This is a genomic window from Marinobacter sp. LV10MA510-1, assembly GCF_002563885.1.
Classification (GTDB): Bacteria; Pseudomonadota; Gammaproteobacteria; order Pseudomonadales; family Oleiphilaceae; genus Marinobacter.
In genome coordinates, this window is record NZ_PDJA01000001.1 from 3,729,466 (window position 1) to 3,747,418 (window position 17,953).

General features: G+C 53.9%; 15 protein-coding genes and 1 tRNA gene. 12 read left to right on the forward strand and 4 right to left on the reverse strand.

Features of this window, described 5'->3' with window-relative positions:
* Positions 1-28: 28 nt before the first annotated feature.
* The 12 genes from folP to pnp all read left to right on the forward strand — a co-directional run bounded on the left by folP (position 29) and on the right by pnp (position 12,455).
* Positions 29-859 (forward strand): dihydropteroate synthase, encoded by an 831-nt coding sequence (folP, locus tag ATI45_RS18015; protein WP_179888112.1) that lies wholly within the window; start codon positions 29-31, stop codon positions 857-859.
* A complete protein-coding gene (gene glmM, locus ATI45_RS18020) occupies positions 859-2,202 on the forward strand; it encodes a phosphoglucosamine mutase (protein WP_098420998.1) in 1,344 nt (447 codons plus the stop codon). The genes folP and glmM overlap by 1 nt, the downstream gene beginning before the upstream one ends.
* 105 nt (positions 2,203-2,307) lie before the next feature.
* Entirely contained in the window at positions 2,308-3,066 is a 759-nt protein-coding gene (gene tpiA, locus ATI45_RS18025) for a triose-phosphate isomerase (protein ID WP_098420999.1), read from the forward strand.
* A gap of 18 nt (positions 3,067-3,084) precedes the next feature.
* Positions 3,085-3,438 (forward strand): preprotein translocase subunit SecG, encoded by a 354-nt coding sequence (gene secG, locus ATI45_RS18030; protein WP_098421000.1) that lies wholly within the window; start codon positions 3,085-3,087, stop codon positions 3,436-3,438.
* A 7-nt stretch (positions 3,439-3,445) separates the two neighbouring features.
* Positions 3,446-3,530 (forward strand) — tRNA-Leu (locus ATI45_RS18035).
* A 317-nt stretch (positions 3,531-3,847) separates the two neighbouring features.
* Complete coding sequence (gene rimP, locus ATI45_RS18040; RefSeq protein WP_098421001.1) at positions 3,848-4,309, forward strand: ribosome maturation factor RimP; 462 nt, start codon at positions 3,848-3,850, stop codon at positions 4,307-4,309.
* A gap of 103 nt (positions 4,310-4,412) precedes the next feature.
* A complete protein-coding gene (gene nusA / locus ATI45_RS18045; RefSeq protein ID WP_098421002.1) occupies positions 4,413-5,906 on the forward strand; it encodes a transcription termination factor NusA in 1,494 nt (497 codons plus the stop codon).
* Between the two features lie 18 nt (positions 5,907-5,924).
* The gene (infB, locus tag ATI45_RS18050; RefSeq protein WP_098421003.1) at positions 5,925-8,477 is read left to right on the forward strand and encodes a translation initiation factor IF-2; all 2,553 of its coding nucleotides are present in this window, start codon (positions 5,925-5,927) and stop codon (positions 8,475-8,477) included.
* On the forward strand, positions 8,477-8,890 hold the full coding sequence (rbfA, locus tag ATI45_RS18055; RefSeq protein ID WP_098421004.1) for a 30S ribosome-binding factor RbfA: 414 nt from the start codon (positions 8,477-8,479) through the stop codon (positions 8,888-8,890). Before infB ends, rbfA begins: the two co-directional genes overlap by 1 nt.
* Complete coding sequence (truB, locus tag ATI45_RS18060; protein WP_098421005.1) at positions 8,887-9,816, forward strand: tRNA pseudouridine(55) synthase TruB; 930 nt, start codon at positions 8,887-8,889, stop codon at positions 9,814-9,816. The genes rbfA and truB overlap by 4 nt, the downstream gene beginning before the upstream one ends.
* A 76-nt stretch (positions 9,817-9,892) precedes the next feature.
* Positions 9,893-10,162 carry a 30S ribosomal protein S15 gene (gene rpsO, locus ATI45_RS18065; RefSeq protein WP_098421006.1) on the forward strand — a complete coding sequence of 90 codons (270 nt, stop codon included), beginning with the start codon at positions 9,893-9,895 and terminating at the stop codon, positions 10,160-10,162.
* Positions 10,163-10,334: 172 nt separating this feature from the next.
* Positions 10,335-12,455: a polyribonucleotide nucleotidyltransferase gene (gene pnp / locus ATI45_RS18070; RefSeq protein ID WP_098421007.1), complete on the forward strand. Its 2,121-nt coding sequence runs from the start codon at positions 10,335-10,337 to the stop codon at positions 12,453-12,455.
* Positions 12,456-12,638: 183 nt separating this feature from the next.
* On the opposite strand, the gene ATI45_RS18075 is transcribed toward pnp, so the two are convergent.
* The 4 genes from ATI45_RS18075 to ATI45_RS18090 are packed head-to-tail and all read right to left on the reverse strand — an operon-like array spanning position 12,639 to position 17,937.
* The gene (locus ATI45_RS18075; RefSeq protein ID WP_228706083.1) at positions 12,639-13,514 is read right to left on the reverse strand and encodes an alpha/beta hydrolase; all 876 of its coding nucleotides are present in this window, start codon (positions 13,512-13,514) and stop codon (positions 12,639-12,641) included.
* Between the two features lies 1 nt (position 13,515).
* Positions 13,516-15,159, reverse strand: coding sequence for an FAD-binding oxidoreductase (locus ATI45_RS18080; RefSeq protein ID WP_179888429.1), 1,644 nt, complete (start codon positions 15,157-15,159; stop codon positions 13,516-13,518).
* Entirely contained in the window at positions 15,116-16,090 is a 975-nt protein-coding gene (locus ATI45_RS18085) for a PEP-CTERM/exosortase system-associated acyltransferase (RefSeq protein ID WP_228736008.1), read from the reverse strand. Before ATI45_RS18085 ends, ATI45_RS18080 begins: the two co-directional genes overlap by 44 nt.
* Positions 16,060-17,937, reverse strand: coding sequence for a DUF4105 domain-containing protein (locus ATI45_RS18090; protein WP_098421010.1), 1,878 nt, complete (start codon positions 17,935-17,937; stop codon positions 16,060-16,062). The genes ATI45_RS18085 and ATI45_RS18090 overlap by 31 nt, the downstream gene beginning before the upstream one ends.
* Between the last annotated feature and the right edge of the window lie 16 nt (positions 17,938-17,953).

Consider the following 17,953-nt stretch of genomic DNA (forward strand, 5'->3'; position numbering starts at 1 on the left):
GACCCCAAAATTATTTGCCGAGGTTGGAATGATGATGAATTTTGCCGGGCGCACGCTGGACATGACTCAGTGCCACGTAATGGGCGTGCTGAATGTAACGCCTGATTCGTTTTCCGACGGTGGTCGGTTTGATCGCCCACAGCAGGCTCTGGCCCATGCCCGCCAAATGGTGGAAGACGGCGCCAGTTTTATTGATGTGGGCGGCGAATCGACCCGCCCTGGTGCCAAGCCTGTCAGCCTGCAACAAGAGCTGGACCGGGTATGCCCGGTGGTAGAGGCCATCGCCGGCGAGCTGGATGTGGTGATTTCGGTAGATACCAGCGCGCCGCAGGTGATGACGCAAGCTGCGGCCCTGGGTGCCGGGCTGATTAATGATGTGCGTGCGTTGACCCGTGAGGGCGCCTTGCAGGCTGCCGCAAACACTGGTTTGCCGGTGAGCCTGATGCACAGTCAGGGCGAGCCGGATACAATGCAGAACAATCCGCAGTATCAGGATGTGTGCGCACAGGTCAGTTTGTTTCTGGCACAGCGAATACTCGCGGCACAGGGTGTCGGCATTGATTCTTCAAGAATTATGCTGGATCTGGGCTTCGGTTTTGGCAAAAGCCTGGAGCACAATTTGCAGCTGCTGGCGCGGGCAGAGCAATTTACTGTATTGGGGTACCCTCTGTTGCTGGGGCTATCGCGCAAATCTATGTTGGGTGCTATTACCGGTCGCAATGTGGAAGAAAGGTTGCCGGCAAGCCTTGCTACCGCGACAATATGTGCCATGAAAGGCGCGAGTGTTGTGCGTGTGCATGATGTTCGGGAAACAGTAGATGTCGTTAAAATAGCGGCGGCGATCAAAGGAGCGATGTGATGTCAGGCAGGCAGTATTTTGGTACCGATGGAATTCGCGGCCACGTCGGTGAGGGCCCTATTACTCCTGAGTTCATGCTGCGCTTGGGATGGGCTGCCGGCCAGGCGTTTAAACGCGAAGGCCAGCGTAACAGCGTAATGATCGGCAAAGACACCCGGCTGTCAGGCTACATGTTTGAATCTGCGCTGGAGTCCGGCCTGGCCGCTGCCGGGGTAGACGTTAAGCTGCTGGGCCCCATGCCAACACCGGCTATCGCTTACCTTACGCGCACATTCCGCGCGTCGGCCGGTATTGTGATCAGCGCGTCTCACAATCCCCATCACGACAACGGCATCAAGTTCTTTTCGGCCGACGGCACCAAGCTGGATGACGCTCTGGAAGCCGAAATAGAGTACTGGCTGGAACAACCGCTGACCGTGTGTGATTCGGCAGAGTTGGGCAAGGCGTCACGCATTGATGATGCCCCCGGCCGCTACATAGAGTTTTGCAAAAGCACGGTGCCCAACGAATTCACCCTGGAAGGCATAAACATTGTTTTGGATTGCGCTCACGGAGCCACCTACCACGTTGCGCCAAAGGTGTTTCGCGAGTTGGGTGCCAACGTATCGGTGATTGGTGCAGCACCCGATGGTCTAAACATTAACCTCAATGTAGGTTCCACCCACCTTGCAGGCTTGAGCCAAGCGGTTCTGGACAGAAAAGCCGATCTGGGCATTGCCTTTGATGGCGACGGTGACCGCGTTCTGATGGTAGACCGTGACGGTTCCGAAGTGGACGGCGATGAACTGCTGTATGTGATTGCCTCACAGCGCCATGCTGAAGGCCGCCTGAAAGGCGGTGTGGTGGGCACCCTGATGACCAATCTTGGCGTTGAGCTGGCCCTGAAAGAGCTGGGCATTGAGTTTGAGCGTGCCAAGGTGGGTGACCGCTACGTAATGGAGCGCCTGTTGGCGAGAGGCTGGGTGCTGGGTGGCGAAGGTTCCGGCCACATGGTTATCCGCGACTGCACCAGCACCGGCGACGGCATTGTGTCGGCGTTGCAGGTGATGCTGGCGATCTGGAAATCCGGTAAAACCCTTGCTGAAATTCGCCGTGGTATGAGCAAACTGCCGCAGACCATGATTAACGTGCGATTGACCAAACGCTTCAACCCGCTTGAGCGCGAAGATATTATGGCCGCCTTAAGCCGAGCCGAGGTCGAGCTCGGCAGCGACGGCCGGGTGTTGTTGCGGGCATCTGGCACAGAGCCGCTGATTCGAGTGATGACAGAAGGCCAGGACGCCGAGGTGATTGAGCGCATTGCCCGGCAGCTAGCGAAAGTGGTTGAAGGCTCGGTTGCCTGATGAGAGATGCCGGCAGACAGTTGTCTGGGTTTGGGGTGTGGAGTATAGTTCGCACCTCTTTCTGGCGAGTTCAAACCGCCGCCTGCTAATGAACAAAGGTATGTTATGCGTCGTCGCATTGTAGCCGGAAACTGGAAGATGAACGGGTCTCACAACCTAGTTGCCGAGTTGGTGGGCCCGGTCGCACATCAGGTGCGTGAACTGGGTATTGAGGCGGTTGTCTTCCCGCCTGCGCTCTATGTTTCCGCGGTGATCAAGGCTGCTGATAACGCAATGGCAGTGGGCGTGCAAAATGTCAGCGAAAAGGCGCAGGGCGCCTATACCGGCGAGATTTCCGCGCCTATGGCCGCCGATATCGGTTGCCGTTACGGTCTGGTGGGTCACTCCGAGCGACGTCAGCTGTTTGGCGAAACCGATGCCCAGGTAGCGGTGAAAACCGAGCAGCTGCTTGGTGCAGGCTTGAGCGCCATCGTGTGCGTAGGCGAAACCCTGGAGCAGCGCGAAGCCGGTCGGGCCGAGGCCATCGTTGCTACCCAGGTGCGCGAGGGTTTGGGCAAAGTGACGCCAGAACAATGGGGACAGGTTGTGGTTGCTTATGAGCCGGTTTGGGCCATAGGCACAGGTAAGACTGCCACCAGCGAAGACGCCCAGGCCATGCATAAGGCCATTCGTGGTGTACTGGAAAATATGGGTGCTCCGGCCGAATCCATTTCTTTGCTTTACGGCGGCAGCGTAAAAGCGGATAATGCATCCGCACTTTTCGCTGAGCCGGATATAGACGGCGGATTGATCGGCGGTGCATCTTTGAGTGCAATAGATTTTGTCAGTATCTGCCAGGCACTGCCGGCAGATACCCATCGTTAAAGGTTTGCGAGCGTCTTTATGGATTTAATGGAAACTTTGGTCGTTGTCCTGCACGTGGTTATTGCCGTGGCCCTGGTGGGCCTGGTTCTGATCCAGCAAGGCAAGGGCGCTGACGCCGGTGCAGCCTTTGGTGGCGGAGCATCGCAGACCGTATTTGGTAGCCAGGGTAGCGGTAGCTTTTTAACCCGCTTTACGACCTTTTTGGCCATTGCGTTCTTTGTAACAAGTTTCTCGTTGGCGATTTTTGCCAAGCAGCGCGCGGAAGTAGCGGGTGAAGCCGGTATTCCGACGGTTCAGGAATCCCAGCCTTCCGCTGTAGATCCTGCCAGCGAAACCGACGGCGGGCAGAGCGATCTGCCTGGCCTGGAGTAACCGAATTGCCCAAGTGGTGGAACTGGTAGACACGCCATCTTGAGGGGGTGGTAGCGAAAGCTGTGCCGGTTCGAGTCCGGCCTTGGGCACCATATGCAGTGAAAAAATGGCCTGGTTTTCCAGGCCATTTTTTTGGTCAGTCCTTGACCAGTGATGTCTGCGGCTCTATACTCCGCCGCAGATTGGGTGCAGTCGAAGTTCGGCTGGCGTCCGGCAGGCACAGTGCCTGCTAGCATCAAGCGCTGTTTAATCGTGCTTTTTGCGAGTTCTTGCAACAAGCAGCCGCCGTATTATGGGCTGTTTGACTAAGGGGCCTGGCGCATCAGGTCCTGGTGCATGAAAAGGGCTGATACACAGCCCTTTTTTTGTTTTTGTGGTCAGCAAATTCTGAATACGGAGATGGCGTAACTTGTCAGCCAAGATCAAACAGTTGGAAGACATTCTGCGGCCGGTGGTTGAAGGCCTCGGCTATGAATACTGGGGCATTGAATTCCGCGCTCGCGGCCACGAATCACTGTTGCGGCTTTTTATTGACGACGTCGAAAAAGGCATCGGCATTGAAGACTGCGAAAAAGTCAGTCGCCAGGTCAGCAGTGTTATGGATGTGGAAGACCCTATACAAAGCGAATACACGCTGGAAGTGTCATCGCCTGGAATGGATCGTCCGCTGTTCGAATTGGCTCAGTATCAGGCGTTCGTCGGGCACAAAGTGCAAATTCGTTTGCGTATGGCCTTTGAAGGCCGGCGCAAGTTCCAGGGTTTGCTGAACGGTATTGAAGGCGAAGATGTAATTGTGGTGGTAGATGACCACGAGTATCTGTTGCCATTCGACAGTATCGACAAGGCGAACATCGTTCCGGTATTCGAGTGACGCCCTCTTTAAGTTGCACTCTATTTGAGTGACATTTCATTTGAGCGATGCATACGAATACATTAAATGGACGCACAGAATATTTTGAAGGCAGGGTAATTCAATGAGTAAAGAAATCTTGCTGGTGGTTGAATCCGTCTCGAACGAAAAAGGTGTCGAGAAAGACGTGATTTTTGAAGCCATCGAATTGGCGCTGGCCACCGCCGCCAAAAAACGCTTCGAAGACGAAGACGCTGATATCCGGGTTTCGATTGACCGCCGTACCGGTGAATACGATACCTTTCGCCGCTGGCTGGTGGTCGATAACGACGCCGTTCCAGCGCTGGGTACCGAGCTGACCTTTCAGGAAGCTGAAGATATCAGCCCTGACTTGCAGCCTGGCGACATGCACGAAGAACAGATCGATTCGGTCGCTTTTGGCCGCATTGGCGCCCAGGCGGCCAAGCAGATCATCTTTCAGAAAGTGCGTGAAGCCGAGCGCACCAAGATTGTAGACAGCTATCGCAGTCGCGTTGGTGAGCTGGTTTCCGGCACCGTGAAGAAAGTGACCCGCGACAACGTGATTGTTGACCTGGGTAATAACGCGGAAGCGCTGTTGCCCCGTGAACACCTGATTGCGCGGGAAACTTTCCGCATGGGCGACCGGGTTCGTTCCTTGCTGCTGGAAATTCGCACAGATCACCGCGGCCCGCAGCTGATTTTGAGCCGCTCTGACTCGCAGATGCTGATCGAGCTGTTCCGTATTGAAGTACCCGAAATCGCTGAAGAGCTGATTGAGATCCGTGGCGCTGCCCGTGATCCCGGCTCGCGCGCAAAAATTGCGGTAAAAACCAACGATCGCCGTATTGATCCGGTAGGCGCGTGCGTAGGTATGCGCGGTTCCAGGGTTCAGGCCGTATCTAACGAGTTGAATGGCGAGCGTGTTGACATAGTGCTGTGGGACGACAATCCCGCGCAACTGGTCATCAACGCTATGGCGCCGGCCGAAGTGGCCTCTATTGTGATGGACGAAGACCGCCATACGATGGACGTAGCGGTTGCAGCAGACAATCTGGCTCAGGCCATTGGCCGTAATGGTCAGAACGTGCGTTTGGCCACCGAGCTGACCGGCTGGACTCTGAACGTAATGACCGAAGAGGAAGCCGGCGAGCGCCAGGAACAAGAACAGGGTCGCCTGCTGGAGCACTTCACAAAGCACTTGGATATCGACGAAGAATTCGCCGGCGTGCTGATTGAAGAAGGTTTTAGCTCGATCGAAGAAGTGGCTTATATTCCGATGGAGGAAATGCTGGCGATTGAGGGTTTCGATGAGGAAATGGTCACCGAGCTGCGTAAGCGAGCTAAAGACGCATTGTTGAATCAGGCTCTGGCCAGCGAAGAAGCGTTGGACGGTGCCGAGCCTGCTGAAGACTTGTTGGCAATGGAAGGCGTAGACCGCGGCTTGGCGTTCAAGCTCGCAGGCATGGGTATACGCACCATGGAAGATCTGGCGGAGCAGTCAGTTGATGACTTGCTTGAAATTGAAGGTATGAATGAAGAGCGTGCAGGTCAGTTAATCATGACAGCACGTGCCCCCTGGTTTGAAGACCAGGCCTAATTCGGGAGGAGGACCAGTATGGCGGAAGTAACGGTAAGACAACTGGCCGAAGATGTAGGCGCTCCCGTGGATCGTTTACTGAAGCAGATTGTGGAAGCAGGCCTGAAAGCGCGTTCTGAGAACGACGCAGTTTCCAGCGACGAGAAACAGCAGCTGCTGACGTATCTGCGCAAGAACCACGGTGACAGTGAGGCCGAGCCTCAGAAAATCACCTTGAAGCGCAAAACAACCACCACGTTGAAAGCCGGCAAGGCCAAATCCGTGAATGTTGAGGTTCGCAAGCGCCGCACGTATATCAAGCGCGCCGAAACGCAGCCAGACGCAGCGGAAGAAGCAGTGGTGGAAGCTCCGGTTACTTCAGTTGAAGCAACCGCAGCGGTTGAAGCAATCACAACGGCTGAAACACCGGTTACAGCGCCGGAAACTGTGGTCGAAAGCAAAGTTGAAGAAACCAGAGCTGAAGAAACCAAGGCAGAGCCGGTTGCGGCTGAACCAGTAGCAGCGAAGGCAGAAAAACCGGCCGCAATAGCGCCTCAAGATATGCCGATACCGCCGCCTGAAGGCGATGGTAAAGACCGCAAGCCGAAGAAAAAGAAAGAAAACGTTCGCGAACGTAGCGATGATAACGACGACGGCAAGCCGAAGAAGAAATCGGCCGGCCACCGTGGCCCTCGCAGCCGCGCCCAGGATTCGCCACGGGCTACGTCTGACGATGACGACACCAAGTTGCGTAAGCCGCTGCGTTCGAAAAAGAAACCTAAAGAGAAGCAACACGCCTTCGAGAGGCCGACCAAACCTATGGTCAGAGAAGTGGAAGTTCCCGAGATTATCACCGTGGGTGACCTGGCACAGCGTATGGCTGTGAAAGCGACCGACGTGATCAAAACGCTGATGGGTATGGGTGTCATGGCCACCATCAACCAGCCTCTGGAGCAGGAAACAGCGATTCTGGTGGTTAACGAACTGGGCCATACTGCCCGAGCCATCAGTGATGACGCCTTCGAAGAGGCCGTACTGAGCGAGTTCAGCAGCCAGGAAGGCCAGGAACAAGTTAAACGCGCGCCAGTTGTGAGCGTAATGGGTCACGTTGACCATGGTAAAACCTCGCTGCTGGATTACATTCGCCGCACCAAGGTTGCGTCTGGCGAAACAGGTGGTATTACCCAGCACATTGGTGCGTACCACGTAAAAACCGACCACGGCATGGTTTCTTTCCTGGATACCCCGGGCCACGCGGCGTTTACCGCCATGCGTGCTCGCGGCGCCCAGTGTACCGACATCGTGATTTTGGTGGTGGCGTCTGACGACGGCGTTATGCCGCAGACCAAAGAGGCGGTTGAACACGCTCGTGCTGCCGGTGTGCCCATCGTGGTAGCTATTACCAAGATGGACAAAGAAAATGCCGATCTGGATCGCGTCAAAAACGAGTTGTCTGCCATTAACGTGATTCCGGAAGAGTGGGGCGGCGATGTGCAATTCGTGCCGATTTCTTCTAAGTCCGGTGACGGCGTAGACAATCTGCTGGAAGCGGTATTGCTGCAAGCTGAAATTCTTGAGCTGCAGGCGTCTCCGTCTGCACCTGCCCAAGGCGTTGTGGTTGAATCCAGCCTTGAGCGTGGCCGCGGTTCAGTGGCTACCGTACTGGTTCAGAACGGTACTCTGCGCCAGGGCGATATGGTTGTTGCAGGTTCTTTCTTCGGGAAAGTGCGCGCAATGACCGACGAAGCGGGCAAGCAGGTTAAAGATGCAGGCCCTTCTATTCCGGTAGAGGTTCTGGGCTTGAATGGCACGCCCAACGCTGGCGACGAATTCTTCGTTGTAGCCGACGAGCGCAAGGCCAAAGAGCTGGCTGAGTTCCGCCACGTTCGTGAGCGCGAGCAGCGTTTACAGCGTCAGCAGGCAGCCAAACTGGAAAACCTGTTCGAGAATATGGGCAAAGACCAGGTGAAAACCCTGAACGTGGTATTGAAAACCGACGTTCGTGGTTCGCTGGAAGCCATTACCCGTTCGCTGCAGGATCTGGGCAACGAAGAAGTACAGGTGAAGATTGTATCTTCCGGTGTGGGCGGCATAGCCGAAACCGACATCAGCCTGGCCGTGGCTACCAGTGCCGTGATCTTTGGCTTTAACGTTCGCGCCGACAACGCCGCCAAGCGCCTGGTAGAACAGGAAGGCCTGGATCTGCGTTACTACAGCATTATCTACAACCTGTTGGATGACGTGAAAGCGGCTCTGACTGGCATGCTGGCGCCGGAATTCCGCGAAGACATCATCGGCATTGCCGACGTACGCGACGTGTTCCGTTCGCCGAAGTTTGGCCAGGTGGCCGGTTGCATGGTGACTGAAGGCAACGTGTACCGTAACAAACCGATTCGCGTACTGCGTGACAACGTAGTGATCTTTGAAGGCGAGCTGGAATCCCTGCGCCGCTTCAAAGACGACGTGCCAGAAGTACGTAACGGCATGGAATGCGGTATTGGTGTGAAAGGCTATGACGTGAAAGTGGGCGATCAGATCGAAGTATTCGATCGGATTCGGGTCGAGCGCAAGCTTGAATCCACGGGGGCGTAATGGCTAGAGAATTCAGTCGTATTGATCGCATAGGCGATCAGATGCAACGCGAATTGGCTCAGCTCATCCAGCGGGAGATTAAAGACCCGCGGGTGGGCATGATTACGGTCAATGCCGTTAAGGTAAGCCGCGATCTGGGTTACGCCGACATTTACGTGTCCTTGCTGACCACTGAAGAGTTGGGCGCAGAGTCGCCAGAGGTGAAAGAATCTCTGGCGGTACTGAACAAGGCATCCGGGTTTCTGCGTGGCCAGGTTGGCCGTGCGATGAAGCTTCGCGTGGTGCCTCTTCTGCGCTTTCACTTTGATGAACTGCAGGGTTACAGCCGCCGCCTGGATGGCCTGATTCGCAAAGCCGTGGGTGACCAGCCCGCGGTAAGTGATGATGACAACAACCCGGAGCCTAACGCGTGAGCCGCAGACACAAAGGCCGCGACGTTAGTGGCATTTTGGTGATCGACAAGCCCCAGGGTTTAACCTCTAATGGCATTTTGCAGCAGGTTAAGCGTTTGTATGGGGCTGCCAAAGCCGGCCATACCGGAGCCTTAGATCCGCTGGCCACCGGCGTATTGCCACTGTGCTTTGGCGAGGCCACCAAGTTCTCGCAGACCATGCTCGACAGCGACAAAGCCTATATCGCTACCGCCCGCTTGGGTGAACGCACCGAAACCGGTGATAGCGAAGGCTCTGTGGTAGAAACCCGACCCGTGCCGGAAGGCCTGAACGCTGACATTTTAGAGCCCTTGCTGGACCGCTTTCGTGGCGATATCCAGCAGGTGCCTTCTATGTATTCGGCGCTCAAGCACAAGGGCCGCCCGCTGTATGAATACGCCCGTGAGGGCATTGAAATTGAGCGCCCCGCCCGCCCGGTCACCATTTACGAGTTGCAGTTACTGGCTATTCGCGACAACGAAATGGACATTGCGGTTAAGTGCACAAAGGGCACCTACATCCGCTCACTGGTGGAAGACATCGGCGAAGTGATTGGCTGTGGTGCCCATGTAATTGCACTGCGCCGTACCCTGGCTGCAGGCTTCACATTAGCCGACGCCCACGACGTACCGGGTATGGAAGCCATGCGCGAGCGTGATGAAAGCCTGGACGGCTTGCTGGTAGCGCCAGATGCGGCACTCAGCATGTTTCCCGAGTATCGTCTGAGCGGGCCGGTGCTGGTGTCGATATTGAATGGCCAAGCAGTTAGAATAGAAGAGCAGCTTGAACAGGGTTACGTGCGCGTTTATGGCAATCAAGACTTTGTTGGGCTGGCAGAAGCATTCCCGGACAGCGAGGGCACCCAGTTGGTACCCAAGCGTTTGGTAAAAACCGACGACCGCCGTTAGGCGAGTCGTTTAGCCGAGCTGTAGAGATGCGCGGTTCGGCTGTACTCTTAAGCATCGCAATATATTGAGGTGGTTTATGGCACTTTCTGCCAACGAGAAAGCTCAGATTGTTAAAGATTACCAGCAGGCTGAAAGCGATACCGGTTCCCCTGAAGTTCAGGTGGCACTGCTTAGCGCTAACATCGACAAGCTGCAGGGTCACTTCAAGATCAACAAGCAAGACCACCATTCACGCCGCGGTCTGATCCGTATGGTAAACCAGCGTCGTAAGCTGCTGGACTATCTGAAAGGCAAGAATGCTGATCGTTACCTTGAGCTGATCAAGCGTTTGGGTCTGCGTCGCTAATCTGTTTCGACGGCCTGAGAGCCGGGGCATGGTTATTTGCTCTGGCTAACCAACCGGCGGCGGCGCTTGCAAGAGCGCTTTCGCCGGTTGTGTTTTTTTATCTGGCGCAGAACAGCAGTTACCCACATGGGTGAGTAACTGAATCAATCGGAAAGATATTCAGGAGTTTTTTGTGGAACTTAATCCCGTAACTAAAACGTTCGAACTTGGTGGCAAAACCGTTACTTTGGAAACTGGCCGTATCGCTCGCCAGGCCACCGGTGCCGTACTCGTAACCATCGACGATATTTCTGTGCTGGGCACCGTTGTCGGAGCTAAAGAAGCCAAGCCTGGTCAGGGCTTTTTCCCGCTGACCGTTAACTACACCGAAAAAACCTACTCTGTGGGCAAGATTCCCGGTGGTTTCTTCAAGCGTGAAGCGCGTCCTACCGAAAAAGAGACGCTGACGTCACGCCTGATCGACCGTCCGATTCGTCCGCTGTTTCCCAATGGCTTCATGAACGAAGTCCAGGTTGTGCTGACCGTTATGTCAGCCAACAAGACTCAGGATCCTGACATTGCCGCTATGCTGGCGGCTTCTGCAGCCCTGGCTATTTCTGGCATTCCGTTTGAAGGCCCCATTGGTGCCTCCCGCGTTGGCTTTACCAACGAGCGTGGCTACTTCCTGAACCCGACTCACGAAGAGCGTTCAACCTCGCTGCTGGACATGATTGTTGCCGGCACCGAAGACGCCGTGCTGATGGTGGAATCCCAAGCCAAAAGCCTGACTGAAGACCAGATGCTGGGCGCCGTGCTGTTTGCCCACCAGGAAATGCAGACTGCCGTTAGCGCCATTAAAGAATTTGCCGCTGAAATTGGCAAGCCCCGCTGGGCATGGCAGGCTGAAGCTGTAAACGCCGAACTGATGGGCGCCATCAAGGCTGACTTTGCTGACGCTATCGCAGAGGCTTACAGCATCCGCGATAAGATGGACCGTTACGCACGGCTGGGCGAGATCAAAGCCGCGGCCGTTGCAAAATTGGCCGGTGACGAAGAAGGCAAGCACTCCGCTGAAGACGTTAAAAAGTGCTTCGGTAAGACCGAAAAGCACGTTGTTCGCCAGCAAGTTATTGATGGCAAGCCGCGTATTGACGGTCGTGACACTAAAACCGTGCGCCCGATCAAAATCGAAGTGGGTATTCTGCCGGGTGCTCACGGCTCTGCGCTGTTCACCCGTGGCGAAACCCAGGCCATCGTGACTACTACGCTGGGCACGTCGCGCGACATGCAGATCATCGATGCCTTGGAAGGGGAAAGCAAAGACCCGTTCCTGTTCCACTATAACTTCCCTCCGTACTCTGTTGGTGAAGCGGGCCGTATGATGGGCCCCGGCCGTCGTGAAATTGGTCACGGACGCCTGGCCAAGCGTGGCCTTCTGGCGGTAATGCCAACGGTTGAAGAGTTCCCGTACACCATTCGTGCGGTGTCTGAAATCACCGAATCCAACGGTTCCAGCTCTATGGCATCGGTGTGTGGTTCCAGTCTGGCACTGATGGACGCAGGCGTGCCTATCAAGTCTGCCGTGGCCGGTATTGCCATGGGTCTGGTTAAAGAGGGCGATAAGTTCGCCATCCTGACCGACATCCTGGGCGATGAAGATCACCTTGGCGATATGGACTTCAAAGTAGCCGGTACCAAAGAAGGTATCACCGCGCTGCAGATGGACATCAAGATCAACGGCATCACCGACGAGATCATGGAACTGGCTCTGGAGCAGGCCTATGGCGCTCGCCAGCATATCCTTGGCGAGATGAACAAGGTGATTGCGGCTTCGCGTACTGAGCTGTCATCACGTGCGCCTAGCATCACTACCATCAAGATCAATCCGGAGAAAATCCGTGACGTGATCGGCAAGGGCGGTTCTACCATCCGTTCTATCTGTGATGAGACCGGTGCGTCTATTGATCTGGACGACGACGGCAACGTGAAAATCTACGCCGACAACATGGAAGCGGCACAGGCTGCGGTTAAGCGGGTAATGGAAATTACCGCTGAAATCGAAGTGGGTGCTATCTACCAGGGTCGCGTTGAGCGCATCGTCGACTTCGGCGCGTTTGTAAACATTCTGCCGGGCAAAGATGGCCTGGTGCACATCTCTCAGATTTCTGACCGTCGCATTGAAAACGTGACTGATGAGCTGAAAGAAGGCCAGGAAGTTCTGGTCAAAGTGCTGGATGTAGACAACCGTGGCCGCGTTAAGCTGTCTATGAAGGAAGTAAAAGAAGGCGAGAAGCCGACTGACCTTTCTGCCTGATAGTTCGATGGTGTGGGGACAGACTTCAAGTCTGTCCTCCGTCTTACTCTTTGCTCAACTTGGGGACAGACTTCAAGTCTGTCCTCCGTCTTACTCTTTGCTCAACTTGGGGACAGACTTCAAGTCTGTCCCCGGCTCTGCTCAGTCCGTCCCCGACTTTGCTTGGTCTGTCCCCGGTTCTACTCAGTCCGTCGCTGATCCCTTCGTCTTCAGAAAATCAATCAGGCTCTTTTGGTATTCCGGCAGCGCGAAAGTCGCCGTGTGGGGCGTGTCGGTTTGCAGAAACTTCTTTGGCTCTCTCGCCGCCTGGTACAGGGTTTCGCCGTTGGCAAAAGGGATAATGCCATCGCGCACGCTGTGAATCATCAGTAGCGGTGTAGGGCTTATACGGCCGATGTAGTCTGCGCCTTCGTAGTCGTCAGGAATGGTCCAGCTTAGAGGGGCCTGAAGCGGCCAGGTGAGCCAGAAGCTGGCGAGTTTGTCGCGGGCAATGGCACGAAAGCCAGCGAAGGCGCCGTCGAGGATCACGCCATTCAGGGGCGGTTGTTCGTTACGCTGCTGCCACTCGGCGGCCAAGGGGATGGCCAGGGCGCCGCCCAAGCTTTGACCCAGTAAGAAGATGGGTTTGCCTTGAGTGTGTGGCTGCTGGATTAGCCAGCGCATTCCGCTTTCTACGTCGTGCAGGGCGCCTTCAATATCCGGTGCACCGGTTGAGCGGCCATAGCCGCGGTAATCCAGCGCGAAGACGTTGTAACCTTCGGCCGGCAGCCAGGCCACGTTCATAATGTGGCTGCTGATGTTCTGAGCGTTCCCGTGTAAGTAGTAAACCGTGCCTTTGGCGTTATTCGCCTCTGCGTCGCTGCCAGCACTTTGTAGAGTCACCGCTGGTAACCACCAGCCGTGTAACACTTCGCCGTCTGGGGTATTGATGAAGGCGTTACTGTATTCCAGATTTAGCCGGTCTGGGGTAATGTAAGTGGTCTGGTCCGGGAAAAAGAACAGGCCACTGCAACCGCTTAACGCGAAAGTAGCAATCAGCAGGCCACACAGAGCTCGCATGTTATTTCCCATATCGACCAATTTGATTGATTCCATTCTCATCAAAAGCTTTGTATATTTTTTGCATTATCTGGTCGGACTGAAGATGGCCATCAAACCATCGCAACTGCTGCTCAATATTTAACCGATACGGAATGTAACCTAAGCTGATTCCCTCTTTTACCAGCTCGTCTAAACACGAGTGCGCATTACTGACCGACAGCTCAGAAGACTGGCTGAATAAAATTGGAACGGTGCTATCTATCAAGTCATGGCGTAAATTTGTGAAGGTGATCAAAGGGTCGATGTTGTGTTTCCTGCAGACTGTACGCACATGTTGTGTGTACCTGATAACACTATCCGGAGACATGGGGATAAGGGGTGCATACCATAACAGCCCGCATTTGTCCTTTGCAGGATCCTTAATAGCCGACTGTTGTTCAGGAACAGTGGTTCGCCAATAGCATAGAGGTTTGGCGATCTCATTGGGCCTTCCGCGCATAATCTCAATGCTGGCAGCGAGCGACTTTAACTTGTCCTGAATCGCTGGTAGAAACCACGCGGGCATTTTCCCAAACACTGATTTTGCGATCTTAATTTTTACATCACCCGAAAATATTATGTGATGGGCATGGGGTTTGGCGGCTTTTTTTATGAGCTTTTTGACTTGTTTAACAACACTGGGCTCACCGTATATTGAACCCACAATGGTCCAGGCAGCCACCATTTCCTTTTTTGTGATCGTTTCTATCTGTTCGCTGCTTAATAGATTACCTGTGTCTTTATTTGGATTTGGCTTCAACATTGAAATAATGCGAAGTCGATCCATCAGATTTATCGAGCCAACAATGCCCTCAAACTTTTCCAGCGTACTTTTAATAAATTCTATTGCAACTCTAACGTCGTCGTCATTTTTATAATCAATATAAAATGAATCAAATCCGGCGGGAATTCGTTTTAAGCGAATGGTGGCTTGATAGACAACGCCAAGTCCTGATTGTGTAAAAAGGCCATCGAGGTAGGGGCCAACATTCCATTTATAAGTCTGATTCACCAGATCGGCCTGGCCCGCTTCAGACGATAACTGACTCAGTGGTGATTGATAATGCTGCCCGTTCGGCAATATAGCTTTGAGATCGGTAAGTGCTGCAAAATGGTCCTGATGGGGTGTTATTCCATAACCCCTCTCCAGAGCGTTTGCCAGAATCGAGCAGGACGCGCCTGCTCCAGTAACCGGTACCATGAACGGAAGATTATTTTTCTCGAAATAGTCACTGAGCTGGCCTTGAGTGACGCCGGGTTCAATCCTGACCAAGCCCAAGTACTCGTTGACCATTTCAATGTTGTTCAGTAGCGACAAATCGAGGATGACCGAATTTCCGCTGGATAAATTGGGCAGGGACGTGCCATATCCCCAATTATTTCCAGTCGATATGGGATAAAAAACGATCTTAGTTTGCCCGTCTGTCGAGAGCCTATTCGCTAACTGAAATAACTCACTGATTACCTCAATTTTTTTAACCTTTATCGCACCGTAGAGATTTCGCGATATAGATTCAGTACCCTTGTTGTAAAGCGTGTTTGCCTGATTTTGGTTGAATACTTCACAGTTTTGAAAATTATCAAATCCATTTGAAGTTAATAGTAAGTGCAAGTCTTGTGTCAAAAGAATTCCTCCACTTGGAAATAATGCGTCTACTATTGATCAGTAGAGTGTTTGATGTTTTTAACATCATCCTGAAACCCCTAGCCAGGTGCGCGTGCAAAAGTTCGGCATTGATATAATAGGGCGCTCGCCGGCCATGATAGTCAACGACAGGTCCTATTTGTCTGAACCTGATACCCACAAAGCCCATATTTCTGGCCAGCCGCGGCTCCATCATTACGTAGGCGTGTTTTTTACCCAGCTTCATGGCCAGTGAAGCGACAGAAAAATACAAGCCAATGGCAATAAATGAGAAGCAGCGTAATTCATTTTTAGAATATTGCACTACATTGATGCTGCCCGTGGCGGCGCCTGGAAATTTGTCCGTTTGACGCCGGCGGAATGATGACGGCACGGCCAGTCTTGAAAACTCACAGATGTCCTCTCTGGGGAAGTTGGTCGGTGAATAGGCAAGATCCGTAATTGTGTCCAGGCAGTACTTCTCAATGGGTAATGCTTCTCTGTTCTCTTCTGTACTATTAACAATACGTACTGTGCCCGCAAACACATTGCTCGACCTGTGTCTGACAAGGCAGTAGGCAGCGTGAGTGTCAAATTCGTCTGTCTCTTCGCCGGATTCGCGCAGAGCCTCCCATCCCAGTTCCTCGCAGTAAACCTGATGGCGTATTTTGTAGGCTTCACGCTCCAGTTCAGCTGTTGTGGCGATGTAAAATGAGAAAAACTGCATAAAACGACCACACGTAGCATTGGCTTCCCTTAATTTTAATAAGGAACTCCAGGCTTTTCTAATATTCAATTTCTGCTTTATAGTTGTCCAGGACCCGCCTTCTTTTTTGAAGCCAGCTCTTTTTTTAACGATTTTTTTACTGCGTTCTACGTAGCCCTCATATTCCTTTTTACTTAAAAGTAAGCGTGCAAACCGGCTTGCCATGTGTTTTGCATCCTGTTGAAGTGGTCTTCACGATTGAACTCGGCGAACACGCTGAATTCGCGGCCAAGGTGCCAGCTGGCTTTGCTGTAGAGCTGGTCTTGACGGTGTTGGCTGCTGATAATCCAGGCTTTGGTTTTCACCCCGGCCAACAGGCTAAAGCGGGGTGTCTGGTGCAGAAGTCCCAGATCAGCGCCGGGTGCTGCATCGTAGCCGCGCCCTAAGTCGTCATCAATTTCCAGATCCGCCGTTGCCAGCGCAAACGCCTGCGTATTGCTAGCAATACGCCAGCTGCCGCCGGCACCGCCGTCCAGATAGGGCGCCAGAACTCTTTCACGACCCGTATCCGTGCGTCGGCCACCAAAGCTGACCTGCCACGAAAGCGGCGTAAAAAAGCGATTTCGGGAGCTGATAGAGCGTATCTCCACAGCGGTCAATTTTTCCAGCTGTAGTTCGTCGTTATCCGTGTAATAGCGGGCGTCCAGCCGTAAAAACTGAAGCTGCGCGCCTGGGCGATAACCTTCGGGTGGGTCAAGCAGGTCGTGATAGGCGGGGCGGAATGTCAGCTGGCTGAAACTGCGACTCGAACCGCCAACTTCTGTGCGCCCGCCGCCCAAGCTAAGGCGAAAGGTGTCATGGCCCTGGTCGTCGCGCACGGCGGGTTCTGGTGGCGGTGGCGGATAGCCGGCGTTCAGCGTGCTGCGCTCGCGCAATAAAGAATGGGATAGAGGTGCGGCCAGCTCCCTTGGCCAGCCGCCCGCCTCGCTTTGGTAGCGCACGTAATCGTAGGTAGCGTCCAGCACGGCAGCGCGATCGGTCTCGTTTAGCGCCGTCAGTTCCGGGCTGTCGGGTTGCAAGTAACCATTGGCCAGTGCGGAAGCTATAAGCTGTTGTTGTGAGCTCAGAGAATCCAGCGAGTGGCTGACAGCCGTGGCGGCAGAGGCGCGATACTCCACATTGTCGATCAGATTTTTGTCGATAACCCAGCGCACTGTATCTGAGGGAATGGCGTGCGTGTTGACCTCGTGCAGCAGGTCGGTGCCCGGCCGCGCCACATCAATCAGTGCCAGCAGGCGGTAAGCGCAGTTCTCGTCGAAAAAGTAATAGTCAAAGTTTTTGTCCTGAATCTCCCAGGCGTGGGCGGTCATTCTGTCGACCTCGCTTTGCGTCAGGTTTAGCTGATACTCCCATAAATCCCGATGTTCAATGTCCGAGTATAGACGGATTTTTTGGTAGTAGGGCTGAACCGTGGTAACTCCTGTGTAGCCGCCTGAAATGCCGCGGTAAGTAAACATTAGTCCGCCGTCCTTAGGGTCGGCATCGGCAGCGTAAGAAATGGTGCTGGTTAACAACAAGTTTGTTTTGTGATCGTCCCGGGGAGGATCGAGCCGGAGAAATGTGTGGCCAAACATCGAAGCAGGACTGTTCAGATAAGATGCCGCAAAAACTAGCGTAACAGTTTGTGTGTTGAGCTCGCTTTGCCATTGACGAAATGCAGGGCAGTTAGCTGATGGCAAGTTCAGATTTAGCTCTTTCTCGAGCCATTGGGAGCGCGCCGGAAATTTGCAGCGTGTATGTTCGTCTCCGTTCCCCGGTTGCTGAATAGCCACCAAGGTTGCTGCCAGTTCTGCCCGTGGGGAGGTTTTTCCATCAGCACTAAGAAAAAAAGCGTTGTCGTCTGCCTGGCTTTTAAAGCCTTGGGCTGAATTTTTCTGGTGGTAGTGCCCCAAGGCCATCCACTCTGACGACAAGTGTAGCCTAGGCGGTGCAGTGACTGTGTCAGCTAAGGCTGGCTGTAAGAGGAACATTAATATGGCTGCAGCTGCTCTAGAATGAAGCGATTGGCCCATGGGAGATCACAGAATC